Genomic DNA, 18,724 nt, shown 5'->3' on the forward strand with positions numbered 1-18,724 from the left:
TTAATACATCATTAAGGGATAAAATACGCCGCATTACTGCGCCATAGGTTCTATGCTGTCGCGGTCTAATTCGGCCGCAAAGCGGGATATCAAAAATTGTACCGCATCATCGGCCTCAATTTCATCTTTTGCTTGGCTTATCGCACTCTGATAAAGCTGCTGCTCAATATCAAACGGCGTTAAGCTGCCCGTCTGCTCACCCACTTGTACCTGTAAATTGATGGCGGCTTGCTGCTGCTCACTCAGCACGGCCGCCAGCTCTGCACAGGCTTTGTCATTTAATAGGTGTTTATGATCAGGGTTTAGCCACAGCTGCCATTGATTGGGACTTTGTTGTAAAAGGCTGGAGTGCATGGCCAATTGGCGCAATAAACCACCAAGCGGCAACTGAGCCACTAAAGCCGTCCAAGTATCCGTGGCGTGGGCCAATAAGCTACTGGGCTTTAAAGGCTCAGGATCGGTAGCAGTTTGCGAAGCGCCCGAGCGCAAGCCTGCCATCGCATTCAATCCGCCAGTAGCATTTAAGCCACTGGAGGCACCCAATCCGCCAGAGGCACCAGCAGGCGCAGGATTGGCCGCTTGTGGAAATGTTTGTGCTCTGGCGGGCGGCGCGCTGGGCCGTGAAGCTGCCTGAGGCGAGCCCGAACTATCAGCAGTCACACTGGGTTGCCACGCCGCTTGTGATGCTGTGTTAGCGTTTGTGTCATCTAACCAGGGTGGCAAGTCATCTGCATCCTGCTGTGCCCCCATATCCGCATAAGAGTCCAACGGCGGCAGCTCGGCGCCTTGGTTATGGCTATGATGATGGTTATGTTGGTCATTACTAAACGACGCCGCCGGGCTCTGAGCCGAGGATGCTTGGCCCTGCCCCAAGGTCGAGCTGTGCGCTGGGTTAGTTGCTGGGTTAGTTGCAGGGTTAGGCGTTTGCGCGCGCTCAGGAATAGCGGTCACAGGGCTCGACGCCGTGACCGCTGGGCTACTGGCATTATCCCCTTTGGATGCAGGAGGAACATAGCTGGATTGAGCTTGACGACTGACAGGAATCGCGCCGCGTACTGGCGTGTTATCGGTCGCATCCAAGTCATGACTGCGCAGTCGATTGCGCGTTTGCAGCAAACGCCGAATTTGCGCCACATTGGCCGCCGCCGGATCGCCCGTCTCAGGTTCAAGCTGCGACGGGGTTATCTCCTCCAGACTACTGGCAGACGGATTAACTGTGGCTGGAGTCTGATTGCTTAACTCAACGGCCGGCGGTGCTTTAACTGCTGGTGCGATGCCCTGTGACGCATTTGGGCTGGCCGCCTGCGTTTGCGCAGGCTCCGCATTTATTGGCCGAGCATCACTTTGCAGCGCATTAGTCGCAGTTAGCGCAGGTGCTGGCATAGGCTGCAGAGACACCGCTGCTTGGTAACCAAACTGCGCCGCCTGCGTCAAAATCGTGTCTTGTTCATGATAAAGCTGAGCCGCCAGCTGCGCATCCGCCTCATCGCTCACTGCAGCACCTGCAGAGTTCTCAACCGCAATAGAGTCGTCAACAACAAAAGAGTCTTCAACTGCAGTAGGGGCATCAACCACAGCAGAACCATCACTGGCCTCTGTCGTTTGATTGGCAGGCACCGCAGCAACAGACTCATTAGACGCTACTGTAGCGATGACAGGCGCTAATGCAGATGGCGCTATCTCTGGCGGCGACATGCGCGGCGGCTCAGGCTTTTTTACCGCATTAGGCTCCGTTGTTACAGCTGTCGGCGTGGCACTGCCATGAGCCGCACTCGCCGCTTGAGGCCGAAACGCCAAGGTGCGCAGCAAGGTCATTTCTAACGCGGCGCGGCCATCGGCAGCAAAAGGCAAGTCTTTGCGCCCTTGTAGGCAAATCTGATAATAAAGCTGAATGTGCTCTGGCGAAATTAATGGCGCTAAGCGATTCAGCTCATTGGCATAAGGCAGCAAAGGTTGAGCGGGCACTATTTGTGCCAAGGCCAATTGATGCCAAAAGCCCACCAGCTCTTTATGAATATGATCGTAATCTGGCCCCATACTGGCCAAATTACTCACTTGCGCCAGCATAGCCGCGCCATCGCCCGATAACAGCGCATTCACCAAGCTCATTAACTGATTATGATTAAGGTTGCCAAGCATAGACTCAACTTGCGCCAGTCTAATCTCACCGTTACCAAACGCCAGTGCCTGATCCGTTAAGCTCAAGGCATCGCGCACACTGCCATCGGCGGCGCGCGCCAATGCGGCCGTTGCTTCCACTTCGAAGGGCAACTGCTCTTGGCGCAAAATATGCTGCAGCTGACCATCAATCTGCTCTGGCTCTAAGCTTTTAAGATGAAACTGTAAGCAACGGGATAAAATAGTGATTGGCAGCTTTTGCGGATCCGTGGTGGCCAGCAAAAACTTTACGTGCGGTGGCGGCTCTTCCAGGGTTTTGAGCAGCGCATTAAAGCTGTGGCGCGACAACATGTGCACTTCATCAATCAAGTACACTTTAAAGCGGCCACGCGCCGGCTGATACTGCACGTTATCGAGCAGCTCACGGGTGTCTTCTACCTTAGTCCGGCTCGCCGCATCTATTTCTAGTAAATCGACAAACCGCCCTTGTTCGATTTCAACGCAACTGCTGCACTCACCGCAGGGCTCAGGCGTTATGCCCTTATCGCAGTTTAGCGCCTTGGCCAACAAGCGTGCGATGGAAGTTTTACCCACCCCGCGGGTGCCGCTAAACAAATAGGCATGATGCAGCCGCCCTTGAGCAAGGGCATTGACAAGGGCCGTCAACACATGTTGCTGGCCGACCACTTCGGTAAAACGCTGGGGGCGCCATTTTCTGGCCAGAACCTGATAATTCATCGGTAATTAGTGACCCTTATTATTGGCAGTCGAGTGATTGAGCGACGAGTTATTCACCGTCAAACTGCACTAGGCTATTGACGCGAATGCCCATTTTATTGAGGCGCTGTAACCCCCCTAAGGCAGGCAATGCGATCACAAAAGCCGCTTCTTGCACCTCACCGCCGCAGCGGCGTACTAATTTTACCGCCGCTTCTACCGTGCCGCCAGTGGCGAGTAAGTCATCGATAATCAACACTTTTTCACCGGGGGCGATGGCATCCACGTGAATCTGCAGCTTGTCTTGGCCGTATTCCAAGTCGTAGGCCACTTCAATCACTTCGCGCGGTAATTTATTGGGTTTGCGCGCCATAATAAAGCCCACGCCCAAGGCTGCAGCCACGGGTGCACCAAAGATAAAACCGCGTGCTTCTGTGCCCAGCACTTTGTTGATGCCGGCATCGCGATACAAGTCGACCAAGGCATCTATGCTGGCTTTAAAGGCGAGAGGGTCTTCCACCAAACTGGTGATATCACGAAAAATCACCCCAGGCTTTGGATAATCCACAATGGCGGTGATACTGTCAGCAATGAGTTTCAGCGTTTCTTGTTTCATAGCGTAGGTTTCTTAGTAAAAAATTTTACAGTAAAGAGTTTCATAATAAAGGCTGCCTTAATAGACCCGAAAGGGTTGGCCCGACCAGACTCGCGCACCTTGACTGTAGGCTTGCTAGCTGTGGGAACTGGGCATAATAAAACCCATGGCGGCTAGCTTAGCGGCCAGATTGTCTTAAAACTGTTGGGGATTATAACAGGATGCGCCGCCCACTGGGAGCCAACTCAAGTTTGTTCTGCAGTTAACTGCCCTAGTGCTCGCTTAGTCAGTCAGACACTAAATCGCGAAAGGGGCAAAGATGCATGTGCATCTTTGCCCCTATTGAAGTGCGCGCTACGGTTAACCCTTTAAGGTCCACAGAAACCGGGCAACTCCTTACCCTGCTTTTCTAGCAAGCGGCACTGGCGCTTATCAACTCCATCGCCCATCGATAAGGTCTGAATAACGATGCCGCTACTAGCGGAAATGGTGCTTGCTTGGGCCGGTAACAACATTAGGGTAAATACCGCCGCCAACATAAGTGAAGTCATGGCTTTCATAATGCTTCCCTCTTACCTAAGTGAGCGCCCTGCCATCACATCTGTTGATCTTTCAGGTATCGAAAGTTCAATAAACTCAAAGTGCCGTTGCCTGCAAGGCCTGAATTTATCAGTAGGGCTTATGCCCTTCCGTTATGGCAACAGTGTCTAACGGTTACTTATTAAGACGCGGTGAGAGAGACATTTATTACAAAAAATTATTATTTTTACGCTCAGCACTCGCTTAGGGCTTGGTGTTGTTGAGTTCCACTCCTGAAGAATCAGGTATCAAGGGCAAGCGTAACAGCCACAGCACTATCACCCCATAAACCAAAGCCAAGCCAATTTTTACGTACCAAAGCGGCATGAAATACATTGAAAAACCAAAGCTGATGGCCATCATCCACAATGCGCGGCGGCGAATAGGGCCTCGTATGCCTCGATGAGTTTGCCAGTCGTGGATCAAAGGACCAAACCACGGGTGGTTCACTAGCCAGTAATGAATACGGGGTGAGGACTTACTAAACAAAAAGGCGGCCAATAAAATAAAAGGTGTGGTGGGCATCACCGGTAAAAAGGCACCAATGATCCCTAACACCAAAGCCAGCCAGCCCAAAAAGGCAAATAATATGCGCATACTTTCTCCTCATTACCGCAGGGCTCACCATAACAAAATCTGTGTCTCAAAGGCAGCAACATAGACGCTTAAGGCAAGTAACCGCACGCCTCGTATCAGGCCTGCCAGGTTCGATAAATGTACGAACCGTGCCGCCCATTTAACGCCGCTATTTAAAACCGCGAGGACGTAAGGTAGTCAGTTCCCGCTCCCGAATGCCTATTAATAGGCATAATAGGATACCCCTCAAAAACACCGTCAATCTTAGCTGCCAACATGAGGGGGCTATCATCGGCGAAAACCACAATTTTCGCCTTAAAAAGTGTAACAGCGCGCGTTTTTCAATTTATTGCATTGGTTTTCGCGACAAAGCGTTTAAGCTAATCGCAGATTCTTCAGCTACTTGTACTCAATCAGGCTTGTTTTAAGATAACGATTAAGCCATTACCTGCAGATGCCAGTAGCCTGGTCCCTTTATCTGGCCTTAAAAAGGATGGCCCTGTTCATGGAATTAACTCTGTTTTGGCTCGCCACCGCATTTACCGGCCTAATAACGCTACTACCTTTGTGGCAAAACCCCGTTTGGTGGGTACGCGGTTTGGATTTTCCCCGCGTACAGTTTATCACCCTGATAGTCGCACTCACCCTGCTCATCTTATGGCGACTGGACATGAGCAAAGCCGCTCATTGGCCGTTAGTCATCTTAAATGTGGGGTATTTGAGTTATCACCTGTGGTGGATTTTGCCCTACACCCGTTTATATCCTCACGAAGTAAAAGCAGAAAGCGCCTCACAACCGCCGCATATGCTGACCATTCTTAGCGCCAACGTATTGGCCAGTAATCCCCATGCCGATAGCTTACTGGCCTTGGTGAAGCAGTATCAGCCGGATATGTTAGTCACCCTAGAGTCAAATTTATGGTGGCAGCAGCAGCTCTCGGTATTAGAAGCGGATTATCCTTATCTGATGCAATGCCCATTAGAAAATTTGTATGGCATGCATGTTTATTCACGCTTGCCGTTAAGCGATACCCACATTAGTTATTTAGTGGAACAAGACGTGCCCTCTATGCATTGCTTAGTAACGCTCACCGGCGGCTTACAAGTGCGCGCACACTTTTTGCATCCAGCCCCCCGAGCCCCACAGAAAATGAAGAATCTGCACCGCGCGATGCAGAGCTGCTGGCCGTGGCCAAAAGCGTGGCCGAGTGCGAGGTGCCGGTAATAGTGGCGGGCGACCTTAACGATGTGGCTTGGTCACCGACTACCCGTTTGTTTAGAAAAATTAGCGGCTTACTGGATCCAAGAATCGGGCGCGGCATGTTTAATACTTTTAATGCCCAGCACGTTTTTATTCGCTGGCCGCTGGATCACATATTTCACAGTGATCATTTTCGTGTAGTGAGCTTAAAACGCTTAAAACTGAAAGGCTCAGATCATTTCTCACTGCTCTCTTGCCTGAGTCTTAGGCCCCATAAAGAAAATGGCCAGCCATTATTAGATGCCGACACGGCGGATCAAGAAACAGCCCAACAGAAGATAGCCCGAGAAGATATCTGTAAGAAAGATGTGCCGGTACCGGAAAAATAATCGACCCTAGCTTGCCGAGGGGTGATTATCACAAGACGGCGTTGAGGAATTTGATTTGGCTAGCGCCGCTAATGCCTGAAACACCCGCAAGCTGGCATAGGCATCATTTGCCGCATAGCGCAGCTGGCCAGACGTTAACACCGGATTAGACCAATTCGACAACGCCACGCGCTTAGACTTTACCAAGTATTGGCCCAGCAAAATGGCCACCGCCGCTTGCAGCCCCACCGGATGCTGATAACCCAGCTGCTTTACCCGATTCGATAACTCATAAAAGCCTGCTACTTCGATACCGAGCTTACGCTGCAAGGGTCCGCGGTCTGATTTTAAGCCAAATCCTACTTTGATTATTTGTTCTGAACTTAAGATATCCACCAGTAACTGATTGCTGGCGGCATCGTTTAAGGTAAATAAATACCCCCGCTTGTTAGAAGCTAATTGCACCAAGTGCGGCCCAGTGCTCTGCTCGCCCACCTGAAAAGTGGGCTTACTTTCGGTATCAAAACCCACATAGTCGCACTGACACAAATCTGCCCGAGCCAAGGCCACCTGCTCAGGCTCGCTCAGCAATTGGATGTCTGACAATTCCAGCCCGTTAAAAGCAGGCAACTGCTGCATTTGGGCACGGGTCGGTCTTATTTTATACGCGGTAGGCTCTGTCATTAACGTGCTCTTGGTTGAATTCAGGGGATTAAAGTACGCATGGGCAATACGGCTGGCTGCGAAATATTAGCGCCACAGCCACGCCGTGACCACAAAAAACGGGATGCCACTGTATAAGTGCATCCCGTTCTGGGTCATATTTCGCTTTTTAGCTTCAGCTTAGCATTAACAGGCTATGCTGACTGAGCCGTAACTTACTGGCTAATCGTGGACAGCAGGGCCGGATTCGTCACCAAGTTTCTGACGCCATGAGCATGATCTTCTTCGAACACGTTGCTCTTACACCACTGGCCTACGCTGGCAATATTGACCTTGGCGACCTTAGGCTTAACACTCCAAGACACCTGAAAAGGCGAGCCCGCTTCGTTGAAGCTCGGGCCTGTGGTTGAACCCGCATATTCCACTGCGGTGCCCGTGTTGTCTGGTAGATTTAATGCCTGCTGAAGGCCATTTTTTTCGCCATGCTGGTTTAACTCACCAAAATCCAACGCCTTAGCGTCATTCACCAGCACATACACTTGCGCTTGAACGCGCAATTGCGGATTCTTAATGGCGTCATTAAAACAGGCACCCAAGGTTGGGCCTGGCGTGATATTGGCACTCGAATACACATAATGCACTTCTATGGTGTCGCCAGGCGCTAGACTGCTTTGCTCGCTGGGGCAGACCCTCTGTTCAAGAGGCGCTAATTCTGCCGCCGTTAACTGGCCTGAATACTGATAACCCCCCTGATATCCCTGACCATCACCATTGCCAACGTAGGTGGTAAATTCACCGCCTGCATGCTCGGCGTTCTTATGAAAATGAATATTACATAAATTCATGGCACTGGCGGGCGGTGCCGCATTAAATGCGATGGCGTTCTCACCCGTCGTCACTCTAATATCGCGTGGCGATTGTGGACCAAAACCCTGACTGTCGGTATTTTTCGCCAGTTGTTGACGCTGCTCGGCAAGCACCTGATCCGCCACTGCCTGTTGAGTCACTTCACTGTTAATGCTCGCAGGCACGTCTTTCGCGCTGACGTGGGTGGATAATAGCGCTGTGGTGACCAGTAAAAAAATGCGGTTCATTTTCATGTGTTAATTATTTCCCTGTAAGATTTTGATTAATATTTTTAATTAACTTTCAAAACCATCTGAAATTTATTTTGTGTTTTACTTATATTTTTTAGCTTAAATCGGCCATAAGTTTTATTTACTTTGGCTCACGGCAAGTGACGCCCGCGTATTTTAACCATTTACGCGGACAATGCCCAGCCGCAGACCATAAGCCGCAGTTTGAGGTTATTTTCAGTTCTTATTTATTTAAGAAACGCTCATAAAAAACGCATTAAGCAATGCGTATCGGGGATTTTAAATTCGAGGTGTTAATCTTACTAACAGTGCGCACTCAGTTAAACACTGGCCGTTATTTAAAAGACGCGTCGATTAAAAGGGGCAAGGACTATGGCCATGCATAGGCTCGTCGCTATGGGGATGGGTAAAATATAAATCGCTGGCGTGTAACAGCAAACGATCGGCTAGTTGTTCGCTGTGGGCACTCTGGTACAAGTCGCAGCCCAGAATAGGATGGCCAATGCTCAAGCTGTGAATACGCAATTGATGGGTACGCCCGGTGTGCGGCGTAAACTGTACCAAAGTCCGCTTTGGCTCGCTTAAACGCGCTAATACCTGATATTCACTGAGCGACGCCTTGCCGGTGCTAGGGCAAAGTTTTACTCGCGGAAAAAGCTGGGCGTCTTTCGCTATCGCCCCACTGATCTGGCCGTGCTCCTCCGTTACCCAGCCTTCTAACATGGCAAGGTAGCGCTTTTGAATGGTTCCTGCTTGAAATTGCTGATTAAGGTGCTTGGCGGATCCAGCATTTAGCGCCACCACCATGACACCTGAAGTACCCAAGTCTAAGCGATGCGGTAACTTTGCCTCAGGGAAAGCCGGAGTAAACCCTGCTTGGCCGTGCACTAACCTATAGTGCACCGAGTCCCAATTCTGCGGGTTTTTGCCCGATAAACTCAGCAGTCCGCTGGGCTTATTGATCAGTAGGATATGTTCATCTTGGTAGAGTATTTGTATCATTTCATCACACTGGGGCGCGACAAAGTAATCAATTAACGGGAGGCTTGGGGGAGTAAGCTAGGCATGAAATGTTCTCTGATCTGGGCGCTGCATCTGCGTATTACTGATGGCAATTAGCTGCAGCAGCAGAGACTCAACGGAGCGTAGCAAACAGTATTCATTTGATACACTCGTTAAGCTTTAAAGCTGGCGAAATAATGTCCAGCTCATTTTCGCACTTAAAACCGTACTGTTAGCGATATTACTGGCCGCAGCACTTCTTAAACTTTTTACCACTGCCACAAGAGCAAACGTCGTTACGGGCCGGTACTTTTTCAACCTTTACCGCCGCTTGCTTGGACAGCTGTACGGTCAGCTCGCCAATTGACTCAACTGCACCTTCACGGGTATCTAACTCAATCTCTGCATGCAGCTCGGCCTCGGCAACTAAAGCTTCCACTTCCAGCTTACGGGCTTCACTCGTGACTACCAGCATGAGCGGGTATTTCTTACTGCCGCTTCTTGGCTTAGCTTGAGTCTCATAGCCATATTTAATATGACTTTGACGTGCATCTCGGCGGCCTTTAAAGAAAAACTTATCTGACATGACATTATCCAACAGGGTAAACAAGCTGCAACCAGCGCAGCAAAGCCGGCAGTTTAACACTTCTCGCGCTTTACACGCAGCATTACCCTGCCCTAACGCGTTTTGAACCTATAAAAACGGCCAACAATCGATTTTGGCCGCCTGCAAGTTAGATTTCACATCGAGAAGGTGCTTTTAGCCCGCCTCTCGATTAGCGCACTGTTATTTAAGCTGCGGTCCATTTAAAGAAGAGGCGATTTCGTACAGGTCCGTGCGTCTGTCTTTCAAGTTGGTCACTGAGCCTTCGTTGCGCACTAAAGTCAGTTTTTCCAGATCCAAGTCCGAGAACATCATCATCTCGGTATTAGGCGTGGTTTCCGCCATGACCGCATCATGGGGAAAGGAGAAATCCGACGGCGAAAACACCGAAGACTGCGCATATTGTACGTCTAAGTTTTGCACCTTAGGTAAGTTGCCCACACTGCCGGTGATCACCACATAACATTCGTTTTCAATGGCCCGTGCTTGGGCACAATGGCGCACTCGCAGATAACCGTTTTTGGTGTCGGTCCAAAATGGCACACAAATAATGTCCACTTCTTTGCTGGCGGCAATGCGTCCTAGCTCAGGGAATTCTATGTCATAACAAATCAGAATGGCCACGCGGCCCGCGTCCGTATCAAACACTTCAAACTTATTGCCGCCTTCAATCACCCAGTCACGACGTTCGTGGGGGGTAATATGAATTTTTCGCTGCTCATCCACTCGGCCATCGCGGTGGCACAAATACGAGACGTTATACACGCGATCATTTTCAATCAGCGGCATAGAGCCGGTAATAATATTGATGTTATAGCTCACCGCCATTTCCGACATCCGATCCCGAAACTGCTGGGTGTATTCGGCCAAATAACGGATAGCACGAGTTTGATCCACCTGATCGGTTAAGCCCATCAAAGGGGCATTAAAAAACTCAGGGAACAGCGCAAAGTCACTCTTGTAATCAGAGAGCGCGTCCACAAAGTATTCAACTTGCTCTAATACCTCATCAACCGAGGAGAATTCGCGCATTTGCCACTGCACCGCGCCCATGCGCACTTGAGTTTTCTTCTCGTTCAGTACCGAAGACGGCGGCGTATATAAAATATTGCGCCACTCCAGCAAAGTCGCATAGCCCAGTGATTTTTTATCTTCAGGTAGATACTTACGCATTAGGCGCGTGACCTGAAAATCATTGGCTAACTGAAAGCTCAGAATAGGGTCGTAAATATCTTTGCGCCCTACCCGCTCAATGTATTCTGCAGGCGTGTACTGCTCGGCATGCTGGGAGTAACCAGGAATGCGACCACCGGCGAGAATGGCGCGCAAGTTTAGGGAGCGACACAGCTCTTTGCGCGCTTCATATAAACGACGCCCCAAGCGAAAGCCCCGATATTCCGGCTGAATAAACACATCTAAGCCGTACAAGGAGTCGCCCTTGTCACTGTGCCTGATCTGTTCATTACTGAGGATCAAATCGTCATAAGTATGAGGGTTACTAAAGCGCTCATATTTCACCGACACCGTGAGTGCTACAGCCACCAATTGGTCGCCGTCTTCAATACAAATTTGCCCGTCTGGGAACTGTTCTACCAGCGCCTTGATGGTGTCTTTGGGCCAAGCGCCGCCGATATCGTGATAGACACGGTCCATCAGCACTTGCAGCTGATCATAATCATCAAACGTTAGGTTGCGTAAATTAAGATGCAGATCTTCAGGTTGAGTCATGCAGCAAGCTCCGATTAAAAGTTAAATGTATGGGTAAATAAATCAGTGGCCAGCTTAGCAGAAGATGAAAGCCACTGCGCAAGCTCTGCAAAAAAGTGCCGCTCTTTTGCTCACCACTGTGCGCCAACCACCCCAGCCCTGTAAAACACCCGCAATGTTAGGTAACCTCTTTAGCCATATATTGACTGAGCGTTAATCTGGTAGAACGTACAAAGCACGCTAGCATTAAAAATCATCGGAAGAGGACATTACATATGGCAGACGATTTGTATCAAAAAGGCATCGCTAAAATTCAAGAGCTCACCGCCTCACCGGACGAGAATCCCACCGGTGACATGGATATCGGTACCGCCTTTAGAGACATAGCACCAGATTTAGAAAAATACGTGGTGGAATTTGCTTTTGGCGGCATTTATTCCCGCCCCGGCTTAGACAATAAACAAAAGGTGCTGACCACCATCACCGCTTTGGTGGCGCAAGGTAAACCGCAAATTAAGATGCACATTAAAACTGGCTTAACGGTGGGCTTAACGCCCGAAGAAATCGTCGGCTGCATTATGCACTTGTTGCCCTATACCGGATTTCCGAGTGTGATCAATGCATTAAGCGTGGCCAAAGAGGTGTTTACCGAACTTGGTTTAACGGTAGATACCACCGGCGTCCAATAAGTTTAACAGTATCGCGGCCGCCAAAAGCCATTGCTCTCTGTCATTGCTATCTATTGCGCATCCATAAGCTCATACTGAAATTGTTCTACAAATTTCACGCCGCACATTAGCTGCTTACGCAGAAGTCTGTGCGTCGTCATCGCCATTAAATTGGCTTAGTTTGGTTTGTGTTTAAAGGAAAAGATCATGAGCAAAGGACAAGACAGCAAAAAAGACGTCAAGAAGAAACCGCTGCTAACAGCCAAAGAAAAGAAAGCTCAAAAAGAAGCGAAAAAGACCAAGTAGTCATAAAAAGCAGTAGTGAAAAAGCAGTACTAAACAAACACTGCTTTAAATGAGCGCCTTAGCCCAGCAAGGCGCTCAAACATCATCTTATAAGGTGATCTTAGTGCCCAATAAAGTTAGAAAACCTGCTAACCACGCCGGGTGTGCTGGCCAAGCTGGGGCTGTTACCAAGTTACCTTCCACATGCACTGCCGCAACATCCAGCTCTACATAACGGCCACCGGCCATTTCTACATCTGGGCCACAGGCCGGATAAGCAGCACATTCACGACCGTTCAAAATGCCCGCCGCCGCTAATAACTGCGGACCATGGCACACGGCTGCAATGGGCTTTTTCGCATCATCAAAGGCTTGTACTAACTCCAGCACAGCGGCATTTAAACGCAGATATTCGGGAGAGCGACCACCAGGCACCACCAGCGCGTCATAATCCTCGGCTTTTACTTGTGCAAAATCAAAGTTCAGCACAAAGTTATGGCCTGGCTTTTCGCTGTAGGTTTGGTCGCCTTCAAAGTCATGAATGGCCGTGCGCACAAAATCACCCGCTTTCTTATTAGGGCACACCGCGTGCACGGTATGGCCGACCATCTGTAGCGCTTGAAAAGGCACCATCACTTCGTAATCTTCTACGTAGTCACCCACCAACATTAAAATCTTTTTAGCTGCCATTAGATACTCCTTATCTAGGGTCTGTTGACCTTTCGCGGTTAAATTTTGTTCGAGTTAAACGCGTTTTTATCGCGGCGAGTGGGGTGTAGCCTAGTTGTTCTAAGCAAACTCCCACTCAACAAAGAGAAAAACGTGTTTAGCCGAACCCGAAGGGCAGCATTTGTGGCGACTTTCTACGGCGTTAGCGCTTATTTATGGAGAATAACTCCATGGCACAAGCGATGCCTTGTATAAAGACCCCACAACCTGCTGCAAAAATCATCTCAAAAGGTCAACAGGCCCTAGGGCGCGTTCTCATTTGACGCTTCGGCTGCATTAGCTACCTTTATAGTATTTGAAGTAACTACTTGTGAGGTAACGACTTATGAGGCATTACTTGCTACGAGATGATCAATGGGAGTGCATCGAAGAACTGCTCCCGGGTAAAGCTAGCGATAGAGGCGTGACAGCACTCGATAATCGCAAATTTGTTGAAGCGGTACTTTGGATTGCTCGAACTGGCGCACCTTGGCGGGATTTACCTGATTTTTATGGGCATTGGCACCGCGTTTACGTCCGATATAGTCGTTGGTCTCACAAAGGCGTCTGGCTCACGATAATGGAGGAGTTATCCAAAGAAGCTGATTTTGAGCAACTCATGATCGACGGTAGTATCGTTCGTGTCCATCAACATGGGGCGGCTAAAAAAAAGAGCAAGATGCAGAAGCCATGGGGAAGTCTAGAGGTGGACTAACGACTAAAATCCATGCTGCCGTTGACGCTTTAGGCAACCCCGTGCGCTTACTGTTAACCCTAGGGCAGGCCTCAGAATATGATCAAGCAGAGGCATTGTTGGATGGTTTTACGCCTAGCCAGGTCTTGGCTGACAAGGGTTATGATTCAGATGCGTTTGTTGAAAGTATTCAAAGTGTTGGAGCAGAAGCGGTTATACCCTCAAGAAAAAATCGATTGGAGCCAAGGCCGTTGGATCGTCATGTTTATAAAGATCGCAACTTGGTTGAGCGTTTCTTCCAAAAGTTGAAGCAATTTCGTCGTATAGCAACTAGGTACGAACGACTGGCAAAAAATTACCAGTCAATGTTGAGCCTCGTGTCAGCCGTTATCTGGCTGGCATAATTGAGAACGCACCCTAGTCTATAAAATCCAAAATTATAATAAGTACAATACTTAACAGCTTACACGTCAACTTGATATAGCTAAGATTAAGTTAATATGAAGACTAGCTACTCTCACTTAAGTTCTCGCCGATATTTTTAATAAAGCGAGCAGGTATACCGGCCACCAGTGTATTGGCTGCGACATCTTTAGTCACAACTGAGCCTGCCGCTACTACTGCGTTTTCACCCACAGTAACACCGGGCAAAATGGTCACACCGGCACCCAGCCAGGCATTGTTTTTTATTAAAATCGATTTTAAATCAAGATCTTTTCTTTTGGCAGGATCCAGAGGATGATTTTCAGTGATAAGACTGACCTTAGGCCCTATCTGTACATTATCTTCAATGGTGATGCCTCCCATATCTAAGAAGCTACAATCATGATTGATAAATACCTTACGGCCTATTTTTGTGTGCTGACCAAAATTGGTATAAAACGGGATAAAAATTATCGAGCTAGCATCTATGGTGCTTTTAGTTACTTCGCTTAACCGCCCTCTTATTTGATTTATATCTGTAGAGCTATTAAGCGCGGGTAACAGCTTTATTGTTCTGGAGATCTGCGCCCACACTTTCTTCATTTGCGGATCATTATTTTCAATCACGCCACCTGCCAGCATTTTATCGAATATATTTATTTTATCTTGGTTCATATTTTATTAACCACTATTGATCTTGGTTATAATTTTAGCGCAATAGGCTCGTCTAAACTAATTATATTTTATACTTGCATCCATACTTTTACTTGCATTCATACATGGGCAGGCTGAGACTTGCGTACCCAGTTCGCCTAAGGCACCAATCTCGCAGTTTGTCCGTGGTGACTGGGCAAAAACCCACTGAGTTAGCAGGGCTAGCTTGTTGAATACCTAGCTGAGCAAGGTGTTGAGTACGCGAGTAAAGGCCTTGTGAAAAGCATAGCCAGATGCCCCTTACCTCAAAAACAATCGAGTGTTAGAATGCCCGCATCTCAACATTAATAGGAACCGTAATGAAATTCGTTATTTTAACTATCGTCATTTTAATAGTGGTATTTTACGTTGTTAGAAATTCCAACCATAAAAAAGCCGCGCAGGAAAACATTACCGTAGGCAACGAATTTTTAACCACTAACAAAGCTAACGCAGAGGTGCAAGAAACCGCTTCAGGTTTACAGTATCAAATATTAAATAAAGGCGAAGGTGATGCTCACCCTACTGCTGGCTCAACGGTAAAAGTGCATTATCATGGCACACTTTTAGATGGCACTGTATTTGATAGTTCAGTTGAGCGTAATGAGCCTATCAGCTTCCCATTAAATCGCGTGATTAAAGGATGGACCGAAGGTGTGCAATTAATGGTGGTCGGTGACAAGTTTAAGTTCTTTATTCCCTCAAGGCTCGCTTATGGAAATAGCCCTGCAGGAGCAATAACGCCGGGTTCTTTGCTTATTTTTGAAGTGGAACTGTTAGCCATCGAGTAATTATAACCGAGCGTTACAACCTATGGATACTCACTATCTTTATCATGTTAATTAAAGTAATGAGTATCCATATAAACTCCCTATTCACTCTGCAAGTTCACAACGGTTACGCCCCTTGTCTTTGGCAATATATAAAGCAGTATCTGCACGACGGAGCAGGCTTTCAAAACTTTCATCTTGTTGATGTTCAGCCACACCCATACTAACGGTAATTGCAAAAGACTGATGACTCTTGGTCGTTTCTATTAGGTCGGAGTCTATTTTAAACCCATTGCGTAATCGATTGGCGACCATTAATGCCGTGTCGGATGACGTATTGGGTAACAAGGCCACAAACTCCTCACCGCCAAATCGACAAAAAATATCTTCTTCTCGTAGTATTTTCTGGGCTTCAGCCACGAATCTGCACAACACTTTATCGCCAAAATCATGACCTAAATAATCATTCACTTTTTTGAATTCATCGAGATCCATCATCAACACGCTTACCGGCAATTTATGACGCCGAGAGTAAGCCATGGCCTTTTCATAAAGAAGACCGCATGAACGCCGATTAAGCGCACCGGTTAAAGGGTCGTGATTGGCTTGGTTATCAAGATCAGCTTGCAGGCGCTCGGTGGTCATCAATACCATGCCCAGCGTGATGGCAATCATGGAACACAATAACCACAGCAGCATAAAAGCGGCGACGCCATTGGGATTCAATAAGTCGACGATTTCTGAATTTTCACGAGCAATCATGGCGCGTATCAAAAAAACCGCGCCATTAATGGCATAAATATATCCGGTGGCACGCACCGCTGGGGTGTTTTGGGTCGGAGAAAACAGTAAATCACGAGCAATCAGTAACGATAACACCGCCACCAGCACCGCATTACTAACGGCTTTTGTGGCCACTGAATATTGAGTTTGTGCGATTAGGATCAACACCAAACCAACAGCCGCCATGCCGAGCAAAACCAAAGATCTTAACGGAGGCTTGCCCATAAAGCGGCTAAAGCCATCCCAGCTCAAAATCAGACCAATAACGGCAAAGAATTGTGCAGATGATAACAATGGCAACCACTGCAGCTTGCCATAAGCAAAGATCATAACAAAGGTAATCACAGCACTAACACCCGCCAAAAACCAGCGACTAAGCCCAGGAATCGCCAAATGCATGCGCCAAAGCAACAGTCTGGCGCCAGCGCAAAAGGCGGTTGCCAATGCCACGGCAACTAATAAGGTGTGAATATCCAACAGCATGATTAAATGATTACTCGATAAGCATAAAAAAGTCGCGTCAGTGCTTAATCATGCACGCTGACTCGGTCAGTCGTAAAATAACGCCCTACACTGCCGCACTTGTTTGTTAGAGAGAAATAATAGACCCCATTTTAGACAAAACGCTGCAAACTGCTACTGGGTATTGCTAACAATCTTTGCGTAAAATGGCATAGATAACCGAGGCTTGCACATTAAAGGTGTCACATTTGGCGTGATAAGATGCGTTGATGAAGCGGTTTGGGTTACATGCTATGGTTTTACCTTGTTAATGACTGAATGTTGTTTGCTGGATGTTGATGACGGATCTTAAATGTATAACTTGCGTAATATTTAATCATAAAAAATCATTAGGCTGAATGTCAGCCTTTCATGAAGATAGATAGGAACATAAATGACCTTTGTGTTAACGCTGCACTTTCTGTTAGTGCTGACTTTTACCGCGCGAATTTTACTGCGCGATGACTTATCGCCACCTGGGCGTTTGGCGTGGTTTATCGTCTTGAACGTGCTGCCGTATTTTGGCACTGCCGTTTATTTCCTATTTGGTGAGATTGATATTGGCAAGCGCGCCGTCAAGCGTCACGACGAAATTTTTGATGAAATTAGGGCTAACGCGTCCCATCTTATGGGTGATAAGACTCAGGTCGATACGCTGATAGACCCTATCTATCGCCCTGGATTTCGCTATGCAGGCTCGATTAATGGTTTTCACACTGTGGCCGGCAATAGCGCAGAACTAATGGCCGACGGCGATGCCACCAGAGCGCGGCTAGTAGCGGACATAGACGCCGCTACCGATCACGTACATGTGCTCTATTACATCTGGCTTAACGACCAAACCGGTGGCGATGTCGCTCAAGCCCTGATTAGAGCCGCGCAAAGAGGCGTAACTTGTCGGGCCATGGCGGACGGGCTTGGCTCGCGCGCCTTAATCAAATCCGGACTGTGGCGACGCATGCAAGAGTCCGGTGTAGAGCTGGCGGTGGCGCTGTCATTTAGAAACTTGCTGCGCACCATAGTGCTTAGCCGTTTTGACCTAAGAAACCACCGTAAAATCACCGTGATTGACGGGTGCATTACCTATTGTGGTAGTCGAAACTCAGCAGATCCTGAATTTTTACCCAAGGCGAAATACGCACCCTGGGTGGATATTATGCTGCGCTTTGAAGGCCCTGTGGTGGCGCAAAACCAATTATTGTTCGCCAGCGACTGGATGCAGGCCACCGGCGAATCTTTGGATCAGTTTAAATTGATAGCGGAACGAGAAGTCGAGCCCATTACAGGGGGGTTCCCCGCGCAAGTAATGGGCGTAGGCCCTACTGAACGTCGCGGTGCAACACCCCAGCTATTCGCCAACCTGATTGCCAGCGCACAATCCGAGCTGATCATCTCTACGCCTTATTTTGTGCCCGATGCCACGCTGCTAGAGTCGTTGTGCGCGGCGGCCCATCGCGGCGTTGCCGTGACGCTGATTTATCCTAAGGTGAATGACAGCTGGATTGTGTCTGCGGCCAGCCGCAGTTACTACCATCAGCTACTGGATGCGGGTTGTGTTATCCATGAATTTAAAGGCGGCCTGCTGCATGCAAAAACCTTGACTATGGATGGCTGCGTGAGCCTGATCGGTTCTTCAAATCTGGATTTGCGCAGCTTTGATCTCAATTATGAAAACAACATTCTGCTGCAAGACCCAGCCACTACTCTGGCAATTTTCGAGCGCCAGCAAAGCTACATTGCCAGCTCTGACAAGGTCGAACTAAGCACTGTACTTGCTTGGCCCTATTACAGAAGGATCTGGAACAACGTGATCGCCACCATTGGCCCAGTGTTATAAGTCGCGCTGGGCTACTTTATGAACAATGAGCATGATTTTGATGCTCATTTTGGCTGAACATAAGTATTTTCTGTGGTCGTTTGTTTAAGGTGTGACGTTATTAAAAGATACAGCCTGTTCTTTATTGTATCTTCC

Annotated in this window: 16 protein-coding genes and 1 pseudogene; 5 read left to right on the forward strand and 12 right to left on the reverse strand. The window is 48.4% G+C overall.

What is annotated here, in order from left to right:
• Positions 1 to 33: 33 nt before the first annotated feature.
• From dnaX to CBP31_RS00775, 4 genes are all read right to left on the reverse strand, one after another.
• Entirely contained in the window at positions 34 to 2,856 is a 2,823-nt protein-coding gene (dnaX, locus tag CBP31_RS00760) for a DNA polymerase III subunit gamma/tau (RefSeq protein WP_087034425.1), read from the reverse strand.
• Between the two features lie 49 nt (positions 2,857 to 2,905).
• Positions 2,906 to 3,451 (reverse strand): adenine phosphoribosyltransferase, encoded by a 546-nt coding sequence (gene apt, locus CBP31_RS00765; RefSeq protein WP_087034426.1) that lies wholly within the window; start codon positions 3,449 to 3,451, stop codon positions 2,906 to 2,908.
• A gap of 347 nt (positions 3,452 to 3,798) precedes the next feature.
• The gene (locus CBP31_RS00770; protein ID WP_087034427.1) at positions 3,799 to 3,990 is read right to left on the reverse strand and encodes a hypothetical protein; all 192 of its coding nucleotides are present in this window, start codon (positions 3,988 to 3,990) and stop codon (positions 3,799 to 3,801) included.
• A 223-nt stretch (positions 3,991 to 4,213) separates the two neighbouring features.
• Entirely contained in the window at positions 4,214 to 4,606 is a 393-nt protein-coding gene (locus tag CBP31_RS00775) for a YbaN family protein (protein ID WP_087034428.1), read from the reverse strand.
• Positions 4,607 to 5,390: 784 nt separating this feature from the next.
• Between CBP31_RS00775 and CBP31_RS15925 the strand changes: the two are divergent.
• Positions 5,391 to 6,175 (forward strand): annotated as a pseudogene (locus CBP31_RS15925) (endonuclease/exonuclease/phosphatase family protein).
• A 6-nt stretch (positions 6,176 to 6,181) separates the two neighbouring features.
• Here CBP31_RS15925 and CBP31_RS00785 read toward each other — a convergent pair.
• The 5 genes from CBP31_RS00785 to CBP31_RS00805 form a co-directional block, all read right to left on the reverse strand.
• Positions 6,182 to 6,838, reverse strand: coding sequence for a 3'-5' exonuclease (locus CBP31_RS00785; protein ID WP_087034429.1), 657 nt, complete (start codon positions 6,836 to 6,838; stop codon positions 6,182 to 6,184).
• Positions 6,839 to 7,032: 194 nt separating this feature from the next.
• Positions 7,033 to 7,917: a delta-class carbonic anhydrase gene (locus tag CBP31_RS00790; RefSeq protein WP_087034430.1), complete on the reverse strand. Its 885-nt coding sequence runs from the start codon at positions 7,915 to 7,917 to the stop codon at positions 7,033 to 7,035.
• Positions 7,918 to 8,268: 351 nt separating this feature from the next.
• Positions 8,269 to 8,916 (reverse strand): RluA family pseudouridine synthase, encoded by a 648-nt coding sequence (locus CBP31_RS00795; protein ID WP_087034431.1) that lies wholly within the window; start codon positions 8,914 to 8,916, stop codon positions 8,269 to 8,271.
• A 241-nt stretch (positions 8,917 to 9,157) separates the two neighbouring features.
• Entirely contained in the window at positions 9,158 to 9,502 is a 345-nt protein-coding gene (locus CBP31_RS00800; RefSeq protein WP_087034432.1) for a PBPRA1643 family SWIM/SEC-C metal-binding motif protein, read from the reverse strand.
• 201 nt (positions 9,503 to 9,703) lie between these two features.
• Positions 9,704 to 11,248, reverse strand: coding sequence for a carbon-nitrogen hydrolase family protein (locus CBP31_RS00805; RefSeq protein WP_087034433.1), 1,545 nt, complete (start codon positions 11,246 to 11,248; stop codon positions 9,704 to 9,706).
• Between the two features lie 254 nt (positions 11,249 to 11,502).
• Here CBP31_RS00805 and CBP31_RS00810 point away from each other — a divergent pair, with 254 nt between their 5' ends.
• Entirely contained in the window at positions 11,503 to 11,916 is a 414-nt protein-coding gene (locus CBP31_RS00810; RefSeq protein ID WP_087034434.1) for a carboxymuconolactone decarboxylase family protein, read from the forward strand.
• A 372-nt stretch (positions 11,917 to 12,288) separates the two neighbouring features.
• Here the strand turns inward: CBP31_RS00810 and CBP31_RS00815 are convergent, their stop codons facing one another.
• Complete coding sequence (locus CBP31_RS00815) at positions 12,289 to 12,870, reverse strand: DJ-1/PfpI family protein (protein WP_087034435.1); 582 nt, start codon at positions 12,868 to 12,870, stop codon at positions 12,289 to 12,291.
• Between the two features lie 364 nt (positions 12,871 to 13,234).
• On the opposite strand from CBP31_RS00815, the gene CBP31_RS00820 reads away from it, so the two are divergent.
• A protein-coding gene (locus tag CBP31_RS00820) for an IS5 family transposase (protein ID WP_407668743.1) occupies positions 13,235 to 13,986 on the forward strand; the annotation gives its coding sequence in 2 pieces (ribosomal slippage) (positions 13,235 to 13,565 and positions 13,565 to 13,986; 753 coding nt in all).
• A 103-nt stretch (positions 13,987 to 14,089) separates the two neighbouring features.
• On the opposite strand, the gene CBP31_RS00825 is transcribed toward CBP31_RS00820, so the two are convergent.
• Entirely contained in the window at positions 14,090 to 14,680 is a 591-nt protein-coding gene (locus CBP31_RS00825) for a DapH/DapD/GlmU-related protein (RefSeq protein ID WP_087034437.1), read from the reverse strand.
• Between the two features lie 338 nt (positions 14,681 to 15,018).
• Between CBP31_RS00825 and CBP31_RS00830 the strand changes: the two genes are divergently transcribed.
• Positions 15,019 to 15,489 carry an FKBP-type peptidyl-prolyl cis-trans isomerase gene (locus CBP31_RS00830; protein WP_087034438.1) on the forward strand — a complete coding sequence of 157 codons (471 nt, stop codon included), beginning with the start codon at positions 15,019 to 15,021 and terminating at the stop codon, positions 15,487 to 15,489.
• An 84-nt stretch (positions 15,490 to 15,573) separates the two neighbouring features.
• On the opposite strand, the gene CBP31_RS00835 is transcribed toward CBP31_RS00830, so the two are convergent.
• Positions 15,574 to 16,734: a GGDEF domain-containing protein gene (locus tag CBP31_RS00835; RefSeq protein ID WP_087034439.1), complete on the reverse strand. Its 1,161-nt coding sequence runs from the start codon at positions 16,732 to 16,734 to the stop codon at positions 15,574 to 15,576.
• 412 nt (positions 16,735 to 17,146) lie between these two features.
• On the opposite strand from CBP31_RS00835, the gene cls reads away from it, so the two are divergent.
• Entirely contained in the window at positions 17,147 to 18,589 is a 1,443-nt protein-coding gene (gene cls, locus CBP31_RS00840) for a cardiolipin synthase (RefSeq protein ID WP_087034440.1), read from the forward strand.
• Positions 18,590 to 18,724: the final 135 nt, after the last annotated feature.

Source organism: Oceanisphaera profunda (assembly GCF_002157895.1).
GTDB lineage: Bacteria > Pseudomonadota > Gammaproteobacteria > Enterobacterales > Aeromonadaceae > Oceanimonas > Oceanimonas profunda.